Genomic DNA, 15,443 nt, shown 5'->3' with positions numbered 1-15,443 from the left:
GCAACCCGCCAGGCGGTTGGTTGGGAGGATGGTTTACAGGGAAGTGGTCAGCGAACCGGCGTTTCCGCCGGCCGGCACCGGTTTCGGAGCGATGACGTCGCCATCGTGGAGCCGGTCCAGTCCGTCGCGCACGATCCGCTCGCCGGCCCGCAGCCCGTCGGCGACGAGGTAGTAGTTACCGCTCTTGCCCAGGATGCGCAGCGGGCGGCTTTCCACCTTGTTGCTGTCGGCCAGCGCGAAGACGAAGATGCGGTCCTGCCGCTCGAAGGTCGCTTCCTGCGGGACGACCACCATCGCGTCGTGGTGGGTCGGAATCCGGATGCGGCCGGTGATGCCCGAGCGCAGGAGCCGCTGTCCGTTCGGGAAGACCGCCCGGAAGCTGATGGCCCCCATCGTTTTGTCGAACTGACCCGAAACGATCTCGATGCGGCCTTTCTGTGCGTACGGCTGGTTGTCGGCCAGCAGCAGCTCGACCGGCGGGGCCTTCCGGATCTTGTCGGCCAGGTCGCGGCCCGGCGACTGACGGGTGAACGCCAGGAAGTCGACCTCACTCATCGAAAAGTAGGCGTAGAGTTCGCCCACGTCCGAGAGGGTGGTCAGCGGCTGGGGCTCGGCGCGGCCCACGAGGCTGCCGGGTTTGTAGGGCAGCCGGCCGATATAGCCGCTCACGGGTGCCGTGATCAGCGTCCGGCTCAGGTTGGTCTGCGCCGTTTCCACGCCGGCCTCCGCCTGCCCGACGCCCGCCCGGGCGGCTTCCCAGGCCGAGCGGGCCGCCTTCAGCTGGACCTCCGACACCACCCGGTTCTGCACCAGGGGCGTCAGGCGATCCACTTCCAGGGCGGCTTTGTCCAGATTGGCCCGGGCCATCATCAGGTTGGCTTTCGCATTGCTGAGCTGCTCCTGATAGCTGCGGGGATCGATCCGGAACAGGGGCTGGCCCTTGCGGACGGCGGCTCCTTCGTCGACGAAGATTCTTTCCAGATACCCTTCCACCTGGGGCCGGATGTCGATGTTGACTTTGCCTTCCAGCGTGGCCGGAAACTCCTGCCAGGTGGTCATGCCGGAAGTGCCGACCTGAACGACGGGCAGCGCCGGAACTTCAGCGGTCGTGGCGGTCTGTTCGGCGGCCGTGCCGCAGCCGTAGAGGCCGAGAAGGACGAGCGCGAACAGGACCTGTTGAAAAAAGAAGGAATGGTGCGGATGGTAGCCGGACGGTTTCATGTTACGTTGTTTACCTGTGCAAAAATAGGTTAAATACCCGATGAACAAGCTGATTCTGACCAAATCGGCGGCTTTGACGCTCAACTCGGCGGTTTTAACGTTCAACGGCTCTGCAAAGGAGACAGGATCGGGCGCGGAGAACAAGTATAGATGACGTATGCCGGGAAATTCGGGACGAATGCAATTGGTCATTTTAATTTGTCCGTCCCGATTCGCCCTTGTTACTTTGTTTCGTCTTCGGTGCCAAATCAGTCTGCGTATGCTCCAGAAAATCCAGAATTGTCCCCGCCAGCGCTGGCTGCAGGAAGGCCTGCTGTTTCTGGGCTTCTTTACGCTTAACTCGCTGACTTCCTGGGATCTGATCAACTCCAAGTCGCTGCTGAGCCAGGAACTGATCTATTTCTGCATGCTCTATGGCCATGCGCAGATACAGCGGTTTTTCGTGCTGCCGGGGCTGCTCGACGGCCATCAGAGCCGCCGGTATGCCATCCGGGCGGTCGCGATTCTGCTGCTGTTTACGGTCATCCTGATGCAGGTGAACGATTATCTCTGCACCGAAGAGGTAAAAACGGCCTTCGCGCCGGGACTGATTTTTCTCTATACGCTCGCTACGGCCACCGTCAGCCTGCTTTTGTTCAACGTGCCGCTGCTGATCAACCGCTTCTACCAGCAGCGCCGGCAGCAGCACCAGTTCAAGATGTGCATGAAGGAGATGGAACTGAGCGTGCTGCGCTCCCAGCTCAACCCGCACTTCCTCTTCAATACCCTCAACAACCTCTACGGCGTCAGCCTCCACCAGCCCGAACGCACGCCCGACCTGATCATGCAGCTTTCGCAACTGCTTCGGTATCAGCTCGACAGTACGCGCCGGATGTGGGTGCCGCTGACCGATGAGCTGGAATTTCTCGAAAGTTACATCGCCCTCGAATCCGAACGGGTCGGCAGCCGCTGCCAGGTGCATTTCACCGGCCTGGCCGCCGACCGGCAGCCGGACGGCTACGTGGTGGCGCCGATGCTGCTGATGCCTTTCGTCGAAAATGCCTTCAAGCACGGCGCGGCCGGTATCAGCTCCTGCGAGGTCGAAATCGACATCCGGCTGGAGAACGGCCGGCTGCACCTCCACGTGGTCAATACGGTGCCCTGCCGGGCGCGGGCGCCGGTCTCCACGGGCGTCGGGCTGGACAACACGCGCCAGCGGCTGCACATGCTCTATCCCGGAACGCACCAGCTCGAAATCCGGTCTGCCCCCGACCGGTACGTGGTCGACCTGTTCCTGCCGCTGGAGCATTACTCGGCCCGGAAGGCGATGAACGTGGCGATGGAGGAAGCCTGAGAACGACGCAATCCGGCCCCTGCCGAACCGTAAACACAACCGATGATGAACAACGAACCCCTTCGCTGCCTGATCGTGGACGATGAAACGGCCGCTCACTACGTCCTGGAGAATTACATCGGACGGATGGACCGGCTGGTGCTGGCGGGGCAATGTTACAACGCCCTGGATGCGCTCAACTTCCTGCACCGGGAACCGATCGACCTGCTCTTTCTGGACATCAATATGCCCGAGCTGAGCGGCCTCGAACTGCTGGGTTCGCTTAAACACATTCCACGTACCATCCTCACGACGGCCTATACCGAATTTGCCCTGGAAAGCTATGACTACGGGGTGACGGACTACCTCGTCAAGCCGATTCCGTTTCCCCGGTTTCTGAAGGCCGTCGACAAGGTGCTTTCGCTCTCGACGCCCCCGGTCGGCAGCCTGCCGGTTCCGGCGGCTAAACCGGCGGCCCCGGCGGACTCCATGGTCGTCAAGGTCGATGCCGACTGGGTCCGGGTCCGGTTCGACGAGCTGCTGTATGCCCAGAGCTGGGGCAACTACGTCAAACTGTTCCTTCCCAACCGGATGCTGCTGACCCCGCTGACCACCGCCGAGCTGGAAGGCCGGCTTCCGACCGATCAGTTCATCCGCATCCATAAGTCGTACATCGTGGCCCTGAACCAGATCGAACGGCTGAGCGGCAACACGCTCCTGATCGGCGACACCGAACTGCCCGTCGGCATCACGTTCCGGCGCGAACTGGCCGAGCGGCTGCACGCCTGAGAGCTGGTTTGGGAAAGGGGAAGTGCCTGAAGGCACTGCTTCGCGGGTTGCGGCCGGTCGGTTGCTACAAACATTGGGTCGCTCTGCGACCTTTATGAGGACAAGAGGTTCTCGTAAGGGATTTGTTATCCCGGGGCATCGGGTGGCCAGGCGCTCCTGGTGACCGGTCATTGGGATACTATGAAGACAACCCCCGGCGCGATAACAAAGGTCCCTGGGATGCCCCAACGGTTATGGACACGATGCCCTGCTATGGGTCGCATAGCGACCGGATCGTTGTAGCCGTCGGCAGGCTGCCATTCGCGGAGCAGTGCCTTCAGGCACTTTCCCTTCCCCGGCAAGGTAAGAAAATAAGTCAGCGGTAGCCGGTGGGATCGGCGGGATGGCCGGGGTCCTGCACTTCGACGAGATAGCGCCAGGCGTCGGGCCGCGAGCCGTCCAGATCCGTAAAGCCGTATACCTGAGCCAGTTCACCGCTGGAGGTGGATGTTCCGTTCCAGCGGTGAACGTCCGGGTCACCGGCCAGCGCCACGACGGCCCGCCCCACGTAGCGCGGGGACTCCGAGATGACGAAATGCGGCTCTTTTTCCAGAGCATCCCGCCAGTTGGTCTCCTCCACGCCGAACGTATCGAGCATGATCTCCGACCGCATCCAGCCGGGCGTCAGCGCCAGGGCCGTGCCGCCGAACGGGGCCAGTTCCTGCGCCTGCCCCCACGCCAGCCGGATGACCGACGTCTTCGCCAGATCGTAGAAGGCCGAAAGCCGGTAATGCTCCCGGTTGTAGTCGGCGGTGCCGTCGGTGATCTCCAGCACCAGGCCGCCCGGTTTGCGGATCAGCAGCGGCAGGGCGAAGTGGCTGGTGATCAGATGCGTATTGACCGCCAGTTGCAGCATCCGCAGCCCGCCGTCGAGCGAATGTTCCCAGAGGGGTTTGTTCCACTCGATCATCCGCTCGCCACCCCAGATGTCGTTGACCAGCACATCGAGCCGGCCCTGCTCCCGGTCGATGCGCCCGACCAGCTGTTCGACCTCGGCCGGCACCAGGTGATCGACGGGAACGGCGATGCCCCGACCCCCGGCCTGGGTCACAAGTTCGGCCGTTTCCTCGATGGTTTCGGGCCGGTCGTATTCCGACCGCCGGGCGCGGGTGGTCCGGCCGGTGACATAGACGGTGGCTCCGGCAGCGCCCAGTTCGGTGGCGATACCCCGGCCCGCGCCCCGGGTCGCCCCGGCGACCAAAGCCACTTTTCCTTTCAACGGTCGATCTATTTCGGGTGTGGGCGACATCGGAAGCGGTTTTATTGAAAATCAGGTGGTTATTTTCTTCAGATTGGCGTTCTGGAGGTAAGCCATCAGCGCTACCCAGGCGGCCACGGCTACCACGGCCACCCGGCCGATCACCGAGAGATCGACCATCGGCAGAACCACCAGCACCAGGCTGACCGCCACCCAGAGCCGATCCAGCAGAATAATGAACCGGACGCGTTCGGGCTGCATGGGATTCCGGCGGCTTTCGACAAAAACCAGCGCGGCAAAAGCCACCAGAAAAATCCCGACGCCAATAATAATACCGGAAGCCGGGATGCCAAACAGCTGCGCGATGAAATCGGAGAACCCAACGAGAAGCAGGCCCGTGGCACCGGAAGACAGGGCGTTGATCGTCAGAACGTTTTGTAAGGTTTTCATGGTCGTGTTGTTTAAAAGTGAATACGAAAGAATCATTGAACACGACAAAATTAGAGGGCACATCGGCGGAAAGATTGATAGTTTACGCCAACTTCTGGTTATTTTGCGCCATCTTTTCTCCTTCCGTTATGAGCACGACCCTGTCTTCCGTCCACCTGATGAATCTGCTGGAATACGCGGCCTGCAAGGGCCTGGACCCTGCCCCGCTGCGACGGCTGCTCTACACCCCCGAATCCGAACTGACCGGCGAACAGGGGCGGGTGACACTCGATGAATACCGGCAGGTCTGGGAGCAGCTGCTCCGGCTGAGCGGTGACCCGCACCTGGGCCTGCATTTCGGCTGCTTCCTGAACCTGAAGGGGCTGGGGCTCATTTACCGCATTTCGCTGGAGACGTCGAGCATCGGGCAGGCCATGAGTCTGCTGGAAACTTACCTGAACCGGACCTTCCCGGTGGTGCGGCTGGTGACGGGCGTCAGCCGGGATCATTTTCTGATCGAGCTGCACAGCGACCTGCCCAACGATACTATCCGTCGGCAGGTGCTCGATTCGGTGCTGTTCCTGATGGTTCGCGAACTGGGGGTGATGATCGAGGGGGAGATCGATGAAGTGCAGCTGCCGGGCGAGGACCTGACGGAATACCGGCGGCTGTGTCCGGCTCCCGTAGCCCGGGCGGAGGTACACCGGCTTCGGCTCGACGCCCGGCAGGTGGCCGGCGAAATCAACCGCCGGCGGCTGAAAAACATCGAAATGCTGCTGCCCGCTTTCCTCCGGCTGGTCGACCGGTCGGCGGGCGGGCCGGTGTGCTTTGCGGAGCAGGTCCGGCTGATGACGCTCAGCCTCTGTTCGCCCGAACTGCCCGGGCTGGACGAGGTGGTGGCGCAGTTTGCCATGAGCCACCGCACCTTTCAGCGACGACTTACGGACGAGAGAACCTCCTTCCGGGCCATCGCCGACGACCTCAAACGGCAGCTTTCGGAATTTCTGGAGCAGGGCCATTCGCTCGGAACGCAGGACATCGCCTACATCCTCGGGTACTCCGGTCCGAGTGCTTACCTGCATGCCGTGAAGAAATGGAGAACCCGCCGACCGGCCGATCGGGCGGCCGCCTGATGCGCATACCGCGTTTTCCTCAGGCGGATAAACCGGGAAAATGGGCCACCGAACGCATTCCCGGCGTATGAAACTGCTCAGGTAGCATACCGGCAAACTCCCTGAACGTCCGGGTAAAATGCGACTGGTCGGCATAACCGCTGTCGAAGGCCACGTCGGAGAGTTTATCGAATGCCTTGTGTTTCAACTGATTCAGGGAAGACTGGAACCGGCAGATGCGGGCGAACAGCCGGGGCGGGATGCCGACGCTCTGCCGGAACCGCCGTTCGAGACTCCGTTCCGACAGCCCGAGCCGACGCTGCAACTGTGGGAGGGAAACGTCACCCCGGTTCCGGATGAGGAGGGCGACGGCCTGCTGAACGGCCGGGTCGGGGGCGGAACGCGGGCTTCCGGCCCGGGCCGTCAGGTAGCCGAACAGGGCCGCGCCGGCGTCGCCTTCGGCCGTCTCGGTCAGGTGTTCCACGAGCCGGGTTCCGTGGGTTCCGGGCAGGTCGCGCAGGTCGATGCAGGTATCGGTCAGTTCGTGGGCGTTCAGCCCGAACAGCGGTCTAAGCGCATCCGGGGAAAGGCACAGGCCGGTCATCCGCACGCCCTCGGGGAGCCGTAGCCGGGAAGACTGCGTCGATTGTCCGTAAAGAAAAACCGGCGGCAGGGACTTGTCACCCTGGTGGACCGAGCCGTTCGGAGCCTGGTAAACGATCAGGCCCGGGCAGCCGTCGGCCGTCACGTGCAGAGTGTCGGACCGGCCGGTGCCGGCTTCCAGATGCCAGCCGTACCGGACAAAACCGGCCAGCGGGCGGGGCGGCTGAATGAGTTCGGGCTTCATATCAGCTGATGTCTTCGATGGAAACGATGCGGTGGTCCTGAAACCGGAAAACGGTTTTTCCCTGTACCTCCAGGGTATCGCCGGCTTTCAGGCCGTTGGGCAGATCGACCGCCAGCACCGCCCGGTAGTCGATTAAGGCTTCCGCCTGCCGGCCGTCGATCCGAAGGTCGGTGACGGTCTGCCGGCGCTGCCGGAAATAGCGGACGGCTTCTTCGGCCTGCGCCCGGAACGCATCCAGCCCCTGCAGCGACAGGGTGACCACACCCCCGGAGCTGTTTTTGAACTCGATCCGGGGGTGGAGGGTAGAGACCATCCGGTCCACGTCACGGTCGTTATAGGCCTGGATATAGGTTTCGATCAGGGACGTTACCGCTTGGTCTTCCATAAAGGGTTACTCTTCGTTACCGACAGGCTGATAATGGTGAACCACGATCCCGCAGGAAAAGGCTTTCGCTTCGGCCAGCCGCAGTGGGGTTCGGCCGATAAAGATAGGCATTCCCTGTCCCAAAGCCGTCGGGTTCACGAAAAGATGCAGATCGTCGATCAGCCCGGCGGCAATCAGGGAGGAGACGAAGCGGGCCCCACCGTAGGCGATCAGGTCGCCCCCTTCCTGCTGCTTCAGCCGCCGGACGGCTTCGGTTACGTCGCCCCGCTCGATGACGGCGTTTTTCCAGTCGCCCGGTTCGAGGGTCCGGGAGAAGATGATTTTGGGTGTGTCGTTGAATTTGTGGGCGCTCGGGTCGGCCGCTTCCGGGTCGGAGGCTCTCTCGGACCAGGCCTGAATAAAACCCGGCCCCAGGTTTTGCCCCAGCAGGATGCAGTCGACCGGTTCGGTCAGATCCCCGACGTATTGTTTCAGTTCCTCGTCCCAGTCCCAGGTCAGCCAGTCCATCTCGCCGTTCGGTCCGGCAATGAATCCGTCGATCGACAGCTGCACCTGCAGTTTCAGCTTTCTCATGTGGTGTTCGTGTGATTTGTTGAAAGTAATATTAATCCGAAACCGGATCGTCCGCAAAGGTAGGGCAGGCATCCGAAAGGCAGGGGCTGTCAATCCGGCAAAGTAAGGGGGCGATTTCGCCAACCCGGCCGAAGCCCGGGCGGTGCAAAACCACCTCCGTCCGGAGCGTCGCGGGAAGGAAACCGACAGGCGGCCTCAGACCGCCTTCGGCGTTTGCCGTACGACCACCAGGGATAGAACGCTCAGCAGCAGGGTCAGCGGAGTGGCGATATACCGTTCCAGCGGCTGAACCGCGAAGAGGTTGCCGACCGTGTTGAGGGCGAACAGAACCACCATCGCCCATAAAACGAAGTTGGGAACCCGGTCGGAGAGGGCGTTGCGGAGGTAGCCGGTTTTGACCAGAACCGCCCAGAGAAACAGGCTGTTGAGCAGGATCGACGCGGTTTCGAACACCACCATTTCCTCCCGCGATTGAAGCCGCCCGCCCCAGACATTTCTGTAGGGAATGAATCCGGCCAGAACCACGAAGTGGAACAGCAGGGCAAGAGAAAGGATACTGATCAGGCCGAGGGCAGCGGCTTTGTATTTGGTCATGCTACAGGCAATTTTCGGAAAAGCCGCAAGTTACGGATTCGGCGGTTTGTACGGCATTTCGGGTACGGATTCGGTGGTGTTCAGCCGGGGGTGTTGTTTCTGTTCGTACAATCGGACGGGTTCGGCCGGTGGTTCGGCAAAGCCCGGTTCCGGGGGGTAAGGCCTCAGACTTCCCTGTTCAGAAAAGCCTGCATATTGCTGCGGTAATTCCGGGTCCATTTCAGCACCTGACCGGATTTTAGCCGGACGATGTAGTCGCCGTTGAAGTGGGTTTCCACCTCTTTGATGCAGGCGACGTTGACGATGTAGGAGCGGTGGATGCGTACGAATTTGTCCGGATCGAGCCGGGTTTCCAGCTTCGTCAGGCTGTCGTAGATCACGTGCCGGGACGAGGGCGTGTGCAGGGTGACGTAGTTGCCGTCGGCATCCAGATACTGGACCTCGTCGAGTTCGACGAAATACATGCGGCTCTGGTCCTTCACCAGCATACGGCTCAGGTACTCGCGGGGCGGAGCCGGAGCCTGCTGCACCAGAAGCTGGGCCAGGAGGGCTTCCACGTTGGGCTGCCGGCGGCTGTTGAGCCGGTCGAGCGCCCGGCCGAGCGCCTGGTTGAAGCGGGTTTCGTCGAAGGGCTTCAGCAGGTAGTCGATGGCGTTCACCTCGAAGGCCCGGATGGCGTACTGGTCGTAGGCGGTGGTGAAGATGATGGCCGGCTGGTGGTCGGGCCAGACCTGCCGCAGCACCCCGAACCCGTCGAGCCGCGGCATCTGGATGTCCAGAAAGATCAGGTCCGGGCGGTGCAGGAGGATTTTCTGGACGGCTTCGGTGCCGTTGGCGGCTTCGTCGACCACCTCTACGGCGGCCGTATCGGCGAGCAGGGCCCGGATCACTTCCCGGGCGGCCGGCTCGTCATCAATAATGAGCGTGCGAAACGGAGTCATGGCGGTTGGGTGCGGTCGGGGAATCGGCTAAACTGGTACTACAGGGAATCAGCAGCGTCACGGTGGTGGTGCCTTCGGGCGGCTGCTCGAACCGGAGCTGGGCCTTGTCGCCGTAGGCCTGCTGAAGCCGCAGAAGGGTATTGCTGAGGCCGAGGCCGGTGCCGGAGGTGTCCTGAATCTGGTGCTGTCCGACGCCGTTGTCGAACACCTCGATCAGCACGCTGTCGGCCCAGCGCCGGACCGTCACCCGGATCAGCGCGCCCTCGGTCATGTCGGCGATGCCGTGGGTAATGGCGTTCTCGACCAGCGGCTGGAGGATCAGCTGCGGCACGAGGCAGTCTTCCGCTTCGGGCGCGACGGCATACTCGACCGTCAGCCGGTCTTCGAACCGGATCTGCTGGATGGACAGGTATTGTCGGGTCAGCGTCATTTCGTCGTGCAGCGAGAGAAAGTTCGCCTGCTGGCGGGCCAGCACCCGGCGGAGCAGGTCGCTCAGGGTCGTCACCATCAGGGCGGCCCGGCGGGTCTGCCCGCGCAGCATCAGACTCACGACGGTATGAAGCGTATTGAACAGAAAGTGCGGGTTGAGCTGCATCTTCAGCGACTGAAGCTGGGCGTTGGCAAGCTGGGCCTGCAACTGCTCGTTGGTCAGTTCGGACTGGAGGTGCTGTTCCTTCAGTGACCGGAACCGGTAGGCAAACGTCAGCACGTTGTAACCGACCACCAGCAGCATATACTGACCGAAGGCCGTTCCGAGGCTGAGGGAGAAAACCGTCATCATCCGGTGCAGCGTCACCGCTTCCCCGCGTTCGCGGGTCATCAGCGGGCCGAGCAGGACGTATTCCAGCCCCAGTTCAAAGGCGTACAGGGCCGAGACGATCAGCAGGTGGATCATCACCTGCCGCAGCACCTTTCCGATGCGCTGGTTGCCGAGCAGGGAAAACCGTTCGGCGCAGTAGATGATCAGCGGGGTGGCCGCCCACCAGTACAGCAGTTCGATCAGCCAGTAGATCGCTTCGGAAAAATACACCGGGCTGGCCGGCGTCAGCATCCAGAACAACATCGACTGGCAGCACCAGATGAGCGCAAAGAAGGTCCAGAAGATCAGACTGTACCACCAGAATTGCCCGACCGTGATGGGCAGGCCCGACGATTGCAGCAGGCGGTTGATGAATAGTGAAACCATAGGAAAAGTCGGCGCGGTTGGGCGAATGTACAAAGGGCCTCCCACAGAGTCCGTGCCAATGTTGTAAACGACCCTTTTTTCGGGATGAACTGCATCTGCGGGCTTTTGACGCCCGGCCGGGAGCGCCGGCCATGAAAAAACCGGGTTTCGGAACGGTCGTCCCGAAACCCGGTTTTATGTTCGCAGGCTTACTGAATGATCAGGTGCTTCGAGATGACCTTTTTCCCTTCCATCGCCACCTGGTATTTGCCGGATTTCCAGCCCCGCACCGGCAGGGTCAGTTCCGTGGCGCCTTCCGGTACGGCCGTCGAATACACCACCTGGCCCAGATGGTCGGTGACGGTCATCCGCTGGATGGCGTAGCCGGCGAAGTTGAACTTGATCCAGACGCTTTCCTGCCCGACGGCCGGGTTCGGATACATCATGATGCTCTCGTCGTCGGCGTCGACGGTGGCCGTAAAGGTGGTTTTGCACTGGCTGACCAGGTCCGTCACCACGACCGAGTAGGTGCCCGGCGGTACCTCCCAGATATTCAGCGTCGTCGCCCCCGTCGACCATTCGTAGGTGTAGATGCCGCTGCCGCCGGTCACGTTCAGGTTGACGTAGCCCTTGCCGCTGTTGTAGCTGATGTCGGCCGCTACGACCGGCGCGGAGCCGGAGCCTTCCAGTTCCACTTCCCGTTCGATGGCCGCTCCGCCGTCGCCTTCGACCCGGACCACGTAGCGGCCCGGCACCAGATTCCGGAATTCGGGCGACTGTGCCCCGGCCGGGTTCGGTTTGCCGTCGAGCAGGAACCGGGGATTGGTCAGTCCCGACACCTTCGTAACGATGATCTTTCCGTTGGGCGCGCAGCTGGGCGTTTCGGTCCGAAGCTCTATTTCGGGAATGACGACGGTGAACGTCGCCGTGCTGCTGCATCCCGAGACGCCGTCGGTCACGGTCAGGCTGTAGGTGCCGGCCGAAACACCCCACAGGTGCTGCGTCTCCGATCCTTCCGACCACTTGAACTGGTAGAAGCCGCTGCCGCCGGTTACTTCCGTATTGATAAAGCCTTTACCGTTCTCGACCGTCACGGCGGCTTTGATCTGCGGTTTATCGCCGGTATTGAGTTCGGTCAGGGTGATTGTTTCGAGATACCGGAAGTCGCCCGGTCCTTCGATGCGCAGTTCGTAGGTGCCGGCTTTCAGTTCGCTGAAGACCGGGTTGTGCTCGCCCGCCGGGTTGACGGCGTTGTTGAGCAGGAAGCGGTATTCCCCGAGGTGCTCCGAACCGCCGATGGAGCGCACCTCGATGACCCCGCTCCGGCCGCACTGGGCATTCTGAAGCCGCAGGTTCACGTTGGCGACGTTGCTGCCGCCGGCCGTGATGTCGTCGACCTGAAAATCATAGGGGCGGTCGAGGCCCGTCGACAGGAAGCCGATGCGGGTGACCTGTTTGCGGTCGATGGGATCACCGCCGTACAGCACGCTCATCGGGATGCGAACCTGCTGATACTCGGCCGAGAAGGTGCTCAGATAGCCGCCGGCGCGGACCGATACCGGCGAGGTGCTGGCGGAAAACCGGTCTTTCAGGAACACCTGCACGTCGAAGGCCGCGCCCGGATTGTTCACTTTGATAAAGAACGACAGGTAGCCTTTGGTGCTCAGGTCGAGAATCCGCTCGTCGCCGGTATTTTCGTTCCAGTCCCAGACGGCGGCCGCAAAGCCGTTGTCGGCCATGTCGAAGTGCATCTTCATGCTTTTGGGCGCGTTGTGGCCCCCGTCCTCGCTGACCACGCAGGTGGTGACCTGGTTGAGCGTTTCGGCTTTCCCGGTATTGACCACGTCACCGTCCCACAGCACCGTCGTGCTGGCCTGGGCGTTGACCGTAAACCGGACCTTGCCGTCGCCCTGGTTGCCGTCGGCGTCGGTGGCCGAGAGGTTGATCTGCTTTTCGCCGGGGAAGAGGCCGTTGGGCAGGGTCAGGGTGGCCACATACAGGCCGTTTTCCTTCGTCATCGGGAACCGGTTCGATCCGCCCAGCGGGGACAGGTCGGCCACGACATTGCTCAGATTGTTGTCCGGGTCGGTCACCTCGGCCGTAATCCGGACCGTCGTCGAGCCGTTGGCGTAGCCTGAAGCGGGGGTGGCGGTGGTCTGTCTGAACACCGGCTGCACCACCGGGTTCGAGTAGGGCAGCACCCGGATGTCGTCCACCCAGGCGTCGAAGCCTTTCGGGGCGGTATTGCAGGTAAAGTTGATCTGCCAGATCTGGCTCAGGTTGATCTCGGAGCCGGATTTGAACGCCGAGAGCGGTATTTTGACCCGGGTATAGCCGTTGGTCCGGATGGAACCGAGGTAGCCTCCCTGTTTCAGAAAGACGCTCGTCGAAACCGTCAGGGCAGCCGTGGCGTCGCGCAGGCTGACCTCGATGTCGCTGTTGTCGGGAGCGTTGGTTTTGAGGAAAAATTCGAGAGCACCGTAGTCGCTCAGGTCGCGGGCGTCGGCCGGGTTGTTGTTGTCGGCCCACCGCCAGGTCATGGTGTTGTAGTGGTTCAGGTCGTGTTCAAAGTGCATGAACATACTGCCCGGCTTTTCGTGGCCCCCCGTCTCCGACCGCTGGATTTTAATCAGGGCCGCTTTGGTGTCGCCCGGGTCGTAGAACGGTTCCCCGACCCCCTTGCGGAGGTCGTCGCCGTCCCAGATCAGGGCCGTGGCGGTTCGGGTGATGATGCGGTAGGTTACGCTGGATTCGGCCTGATCGCCGGCGGCATCGCGGGCCGTGACCCGGATCGATTTCAGGCCCGAGGAAGCGCCGGCCGGTACTTTGTATTCCACCTGGTACAGATTGGGGTCGGCTGCACTTTTCTGAAGGGCCACGGCGTTGCCGCCCCCGAGGGCGCTGAAGTCGGCCGTGACGGTCTGGAGGTCGTTGTTGCTGTCTTCAACCCGGGCCGTAACCGTGAACGTGGCCGTACCGTCCGAGTAGCCCACGTCGGAGCTGATCTTCAGGTCGGCGATGTACGGCTGCACGGCGAGGTCTTCCTGGGAAAGCACGAAGTGACAGGCCGTCAGCGTCGGGATCGTATACTCGAAGGTGTTGTTGTCGATTTTCCGGACATTGGGCAGCGGTTTCAGCGCGGTTCCGCTGTTGTCGAAGCCCCAGACCCGGGCGCTTTTATACGACCGGTTTCCGCTGACGGTGAAGGTGGCCGTAACGGGGCCGTCCTGGCTTTTGTTGAGGGCGATCAGGTGCAGTTTCGAGTCGTCGGAGCCGTGGATGGCCGAGTAGACCGAGGTGGTGCCGGTGTTGTCGGTCGTCGCTTCGACGGCCGTGTCACCGAAGCGGCCGCCCTGTCCGTCGTAGTTGCGGTAGAGATCGAAACCCGCCTTGATGTAGTCGGTGACCCCGCCCCAGTAGGTGGCCAGATAGACCCCATACCGGCCGAAGATGCCGAGCGCATCGGCCTGCGCGATCCCGCCGGCCGCGTGTCCGCCCCCCATGTAGCTGTATTCCGTGATGGCCAGTTTGGTGCCGGGGTAGTACTGGTCGATGTGCTGCTTCATTTTCGGAAGGAAGGGCAGAAACTGCTGCACCTTGAAGGGGTCGTTGCCGATCCAGGTGTTTTCGATGTAGGACGGGTCCCAGAGCGAGCGGGTCATCGCCAGCCGGGCCGCGTTGGTGGCGCGGTCGAGGGAGGTGCTCATCGGAGATACGCCGTCGTTGTTGTTCTGCGGATACCAGTGGACGTCCAGCACGTCGAGCAGGCGGGTGCCGGTCTGCTGTTCGTACTCGCGCATGCGGCCCAGATACAGGTCGAGAAAGGTCGGGTAGCTGCCTTTCTGCTGGTCCCAGTCGGGCGCGAACTGAAGGTTCTCAAATTCGGTGACGCCCCAGGCGGCCGGTCCGAACACCTCGGCGGTGGGGTCCATTTCCTTGATCCGTCTGGCGAGGGCGATGGAGTGGTCCATCAGGTACTTGACGCTGACGTGACCGGGTCCCCACAGGCGGCTGTGGGTGTGAAACCAGAGGCCGGGTTCGTTGTCGAGCGCATAGCCTTTCACGCCCCGGGCGGTATTGCTCCGCCCGAACTGATTGAGCAGAAAATGGATCTGCTCGTCGACGTAGACGGCCGTATCGGCCGGGTCGGGCTGGAGGGTGAAGGGCGAGGGTTTGCGGTAGTGGATGGAGGCCCAGCGGCTGGAGGGGGCGGCCTGTTCGGGGGTTACCGCCCCGTTTTTATCCTTCGTCACGTATTTGGCCATCGGCAGGGTGACGAGCGAGTAGGCCTGCTGGTCGAGGGACCGCTGCTGAAAGTATTTCAGGGCCGCACCGGGGGTGTCGTATTCGGCATCGGGCACGCCCTGCTGCCAGGGCACGTAGTTGTCGCTGTTGTGGTACCAGTCGAAGCCGGCGTTCGATGCGTTGTTCTCCCAGTTGTAGTTGGTGATCCGGTTGCCGCCGAGCCGTTTGGCGGCTGCGTGCGGGTAGTGGTCGTTGGTGCCGTAGACGAGCGGGCTGATGGGCTTGCGGCCGTTTCCGGTGTTGACGTTAAAGCGGACCCGCGTCTGGGCGAGCGTAAAGCCGGAAGCGGCCACGAGCCACAACAGCAGCAGAAGGCCGAGCCTTCGGGTCGTTTCATGCGTCCGGGAAATGCCGGTGAGGGTGGGTACTGTTCTTCTCATTTAGGTAGCAATTAGATTTGGAGCTTCAAAGTAATGCTACCCTATGTGTCTGGTAAAAGGGATTTATCCGAACCGGATTTTTTCTGATGTAAACCGGTTGCCGGTTCTTTGTCTGGAGGTATACCCGATAGGAGAGGGGAGGTAAGGACAGGC

General features: G+C 62.0%; 13 protein-coding genes. 3 read left to right on the top strand and 10 right to left on the bottom strand.

Features of this window, described 5'->3' with window-relative positions:
• Positions 1–33 precede the first annotated feature (33 nt).
• A complete protein-coding gene (locus tag DX909_RS15750; protein ID WP_128546150.1) occupies positions 34–1,221 on the bottom strand; it encodes an efflux RND transporter periplasmic adaptor subunit in 1,188 nt (395 codons plus the stop codon).
• Between the two features lie 259 nt (positions 1,222–1,480).
• Here DX909_RS15750 and DX909_RS15745 point away from each other — a divergent pair, with 259 nt between their 5' ends.
• Together DX909_RS15745 and DX909_RS15740 are read left to right on the top strand one after the other, a co-directional pair.
• Positions 1,481–2,554, top strand: a complete 1,074-nt coding sequence (locus DX909_RS15745; protein WP_164851298.1) for a sensor histidine kinase — start codon at positions 1,481–1,483, stop codon at positions 2,552–2,554.
• A gap of 45 nt (positions 2,555–2,599) precedes the next feature.
• On the top strand, positions 2,600–3,322 hold the full coding sequence (locus DX909_RS15740; protein WP_128546148.1) for a LytR/AlgR family response regulator transcription factor: 723 nt from the start codon (positions 2,600–2,602) through the stop codon (positions 3,320–3,322).
• A 355-nt stretch (positions 3,323–3,677) separates the two neighbouring features.
• Here DX909_RS15740 and DX909_RS15735 read toward each other — a convergent pair whose 3' ends face one another.
• Together DX909_RS15735 and DX909_RS15730 are read right to left on the bottom strand one after the other, a co-directional pair.
• On the bottom strand, positions 3,678–4,610 hold the full coding sequence (locus tag DX909_RS15735; RefSeq protein WP_128546147.1) for an SDR family oxidoreductase: 933 nt from the start codon (positions 4,608–4,610) through the stop codon (positions 3,678–3,680).
• 21 nt (positions 4,611–4,631) lie between these two features.
• Positions 4,632–5,009: a hypothetical protein gene (locus DX909_RS15730; RefSeq protein ID WP_128546146.1), complete on the bottom strand. Its 378-nt coding sequence runs from the start codon at positions 5,007–5,009 to the stop codon at positions 4,632–4,634.
• A 128-nt stretch (positions 5,010–5,137) separates the two neighbouring features.
• Here DX909_RS15730 and DX909_RS15725 point away from each other — a divergent pair, with 128 nt between their 5' ends.
• Complete coding sequence (locus tag DX909_RS15725; RefSeq protein ID WP_128546145.1) at positions 5,138–6,121, top strand: AraC family transcriptional regulator ligand-binding domain-containing protein; 984 nt, start codon at positions 5,138–5,140, stop codon at positions 6,119–6,121.
• 19 nt (positions 6,122–6,140) lie between these two features.
• On the opposite strand, the gene DX909_RS15720 is transcribed toward DX909_RS15725, so the two are convergent.
• The 7 genes from DX909_RS15720 to DX909_RS15690 all read right to left on the bottom strand — a co-directional run bounded on the left by DX909_RS15720 (position 6,141) and on the right by DX909_RS15690 (position 15,290).
• Entirely contained in the window at positions 6,141–6,947 is an 807-nt protein-coding gene (locus tag DX909_RS15720; RefSeq protein ID WP_128546144.1) for an AraC family transcriptional regulator, read from the bottom strand.
• Between the two features lies 1 nt (position 6,948).
• The gene (locus tag DX909_RS15715) at positions 6,949–7,332 is read right to left on the bottom strand and encodes a nuclear transport factor 2 family protein (RefSeq protein ID WP_128546143.1); all 384 of its coding nucleotides are present in this window, start codon (positions 7,330–7,332) and stop codon (positions 6,949–6,951) included.
• A gap of 6 nt (positions 7,333–7,338) precedes the next feature.
• Positions 7,339–7,905: a dihydrofolate reductase family protein gene (locus DX909_RS15710; RefSeq protein WP_128546142.1), complete on the bottom strand. Its 567-nt coding sequence runs from the start codon at positions 7,903–7,905 to the stop codon at positions 7,339–7,341.
• Between the two features lie 195 nt (positions 7,906–8,100).
• The gene (locus DX909_RS15705; RefSeq protein WP_128546141.1) at positions 8,101–8,499 is read right to left on the bottom strand and encodes a hypothetical protein; all 399 of its coding nucleotides are present in this window, start codon (positions 8,497–8,499) and stop codon (positions 8,101–8,103) included.
• A gap of 164 nt (positions 8,500–8,663) precedes the next feature.
• The gene (locus DX909_RS15700; protein WP_128546140.1) at positions 8,664–9,440 is read right to left on the bottom strand and encodes a LytR/AlgR family response regulator transcription factor; all 777 of its coding nucleotides are present in this window, start codon (positions 9,438–9,440) and stop codon (positions 8,664–8,666) included.
• The gene (locus DX909_RS15695) at positions 9,412–10,626 is read right to left on the bottom strand and encodes a sensor histidine kinase (RefSeq protein ID WP_229311061.1); all 1,215 of its coding nucleotides are present in this window, start codon (positions 10,624–10,626) and stop codon (positions 9,412–9,414) included. Before DX909_RS15695 ends, DX909_RS15700 begins: the two co-directional genes overlap by 29 nt.
• A 188-nt stretch (positions 10,627–10,814) precedes the next feature.
• Complete coding sequence (locus DX909_RS15690; protein ID WP_128546139.1) at positions 10,815–15,290, bottom strand: glycoside hydrolase family 44 protein; 4,476 nt, start codon at positions 15,288–15,290, stop codon at positions 10,815–10,817.
• Positions 15,291–15,443 lie beyond the last annotated feature (153 nt).

Origin of the sequence: Larkinella soli (genome assembly GCF_003703975.1) — a bacterium.
Classification (GTDB): Bacteria; Bacteroidota; Bacteroidia; order Cytophagales; family Spirosomataceae; genus Larkinella; species Larkinella soli.
This window is presented reverse-complemented; position numbering and strand designations above follow the sequence as displayed.

Coding starts and splice junctions, on each gene's coding strand:
- DX909_RS15700 (WP_128546140.1), bottom strand. CDS start 9,440: ATGACTCCGTTTCGCACGCTCATTATTGATGACGAGCCGGCCGCCCGG.
- DX909_RS15720 (WP_128546144.1), bottom strand. CDS start 6,947: ATGAAGCCCGAACTCATTCAGCCGCCCCGCCCGCTGGCCGGTTTTGTC.
- DX909_RS15735 (WP_128546147.1), bottom strand. CDS start 4,610: ATGTCGCCCACACCCGAAATAGATCGACCGTTGAAAGGAAAAGTGGCT.
- DX909_RS15690 (WP_128546139.1), bottom strand. CDS start 15,290: ATGAGAAGAACAGTACCCACCCTCACCGGCATTTCCCGGACGCATGAA.
- DX909_RS15715 (WP_128546143.1), bottom strand. CDS start 7,332: ATGGAAGACCAAGCGGTAACGTCCCTGATCGAAACCTATATCCAGGCC.
- DX909_RS15740 (WP_128546148.1), top strand. CDS start 2,600: ATGAACAACGAACCCCTTCGCTGCCTGATCGTGGACGATGAAACGGCC.
- DX909_RS15730 (WP_128546146.1), bottom strand. CDS start 5,009: ATGAAAACCTTACAAAACGTTCTGACGATCAACGCCCTGTCTTCCGGT.
- DX909_RS15725 (WP_128546145.1), top strand. CDS start 5,138: ATGAGCACGACCCTGTCTTCCGTCCACCTGATGAATCTGCTGGAATAC.
- DX909_RS15750 (WP_128546150.1), bottom strand. CDS start 1,221: ATGAAACCGTCCGGCTACCATCCGCACCATTCCTTCTTTTTTCAACAG.
- DX909_RS15695 (WP_229311061.1), bottom strand. CDS start 10,626: ATGGTTTCACTATTCATCAACCGCCTGCTGCAATCGTCGGGCCTGCCC.
- DX909_RS15745 (WP_164851298.1), top strand. CDS start 1,481: ATGCTCCAGAAAATCCAGAATTGTCCCCGCCAGCGCTGGCTGCAGGAA.
- DX909_RS15705 (WP_128546141.1), bottom strand. CDS start 8,499: ATGACCAAATACAAAGCCGCTGCCCTCGGCCTGATCAGTATCCTTTCT.
- DX909_RS15710 (WP_128546142.1), bottom strand. CDS start 7,905: ATGAGAAAGCTGAAACTGCAGGTGCAGCTGTCGATCGACGGATTCATT.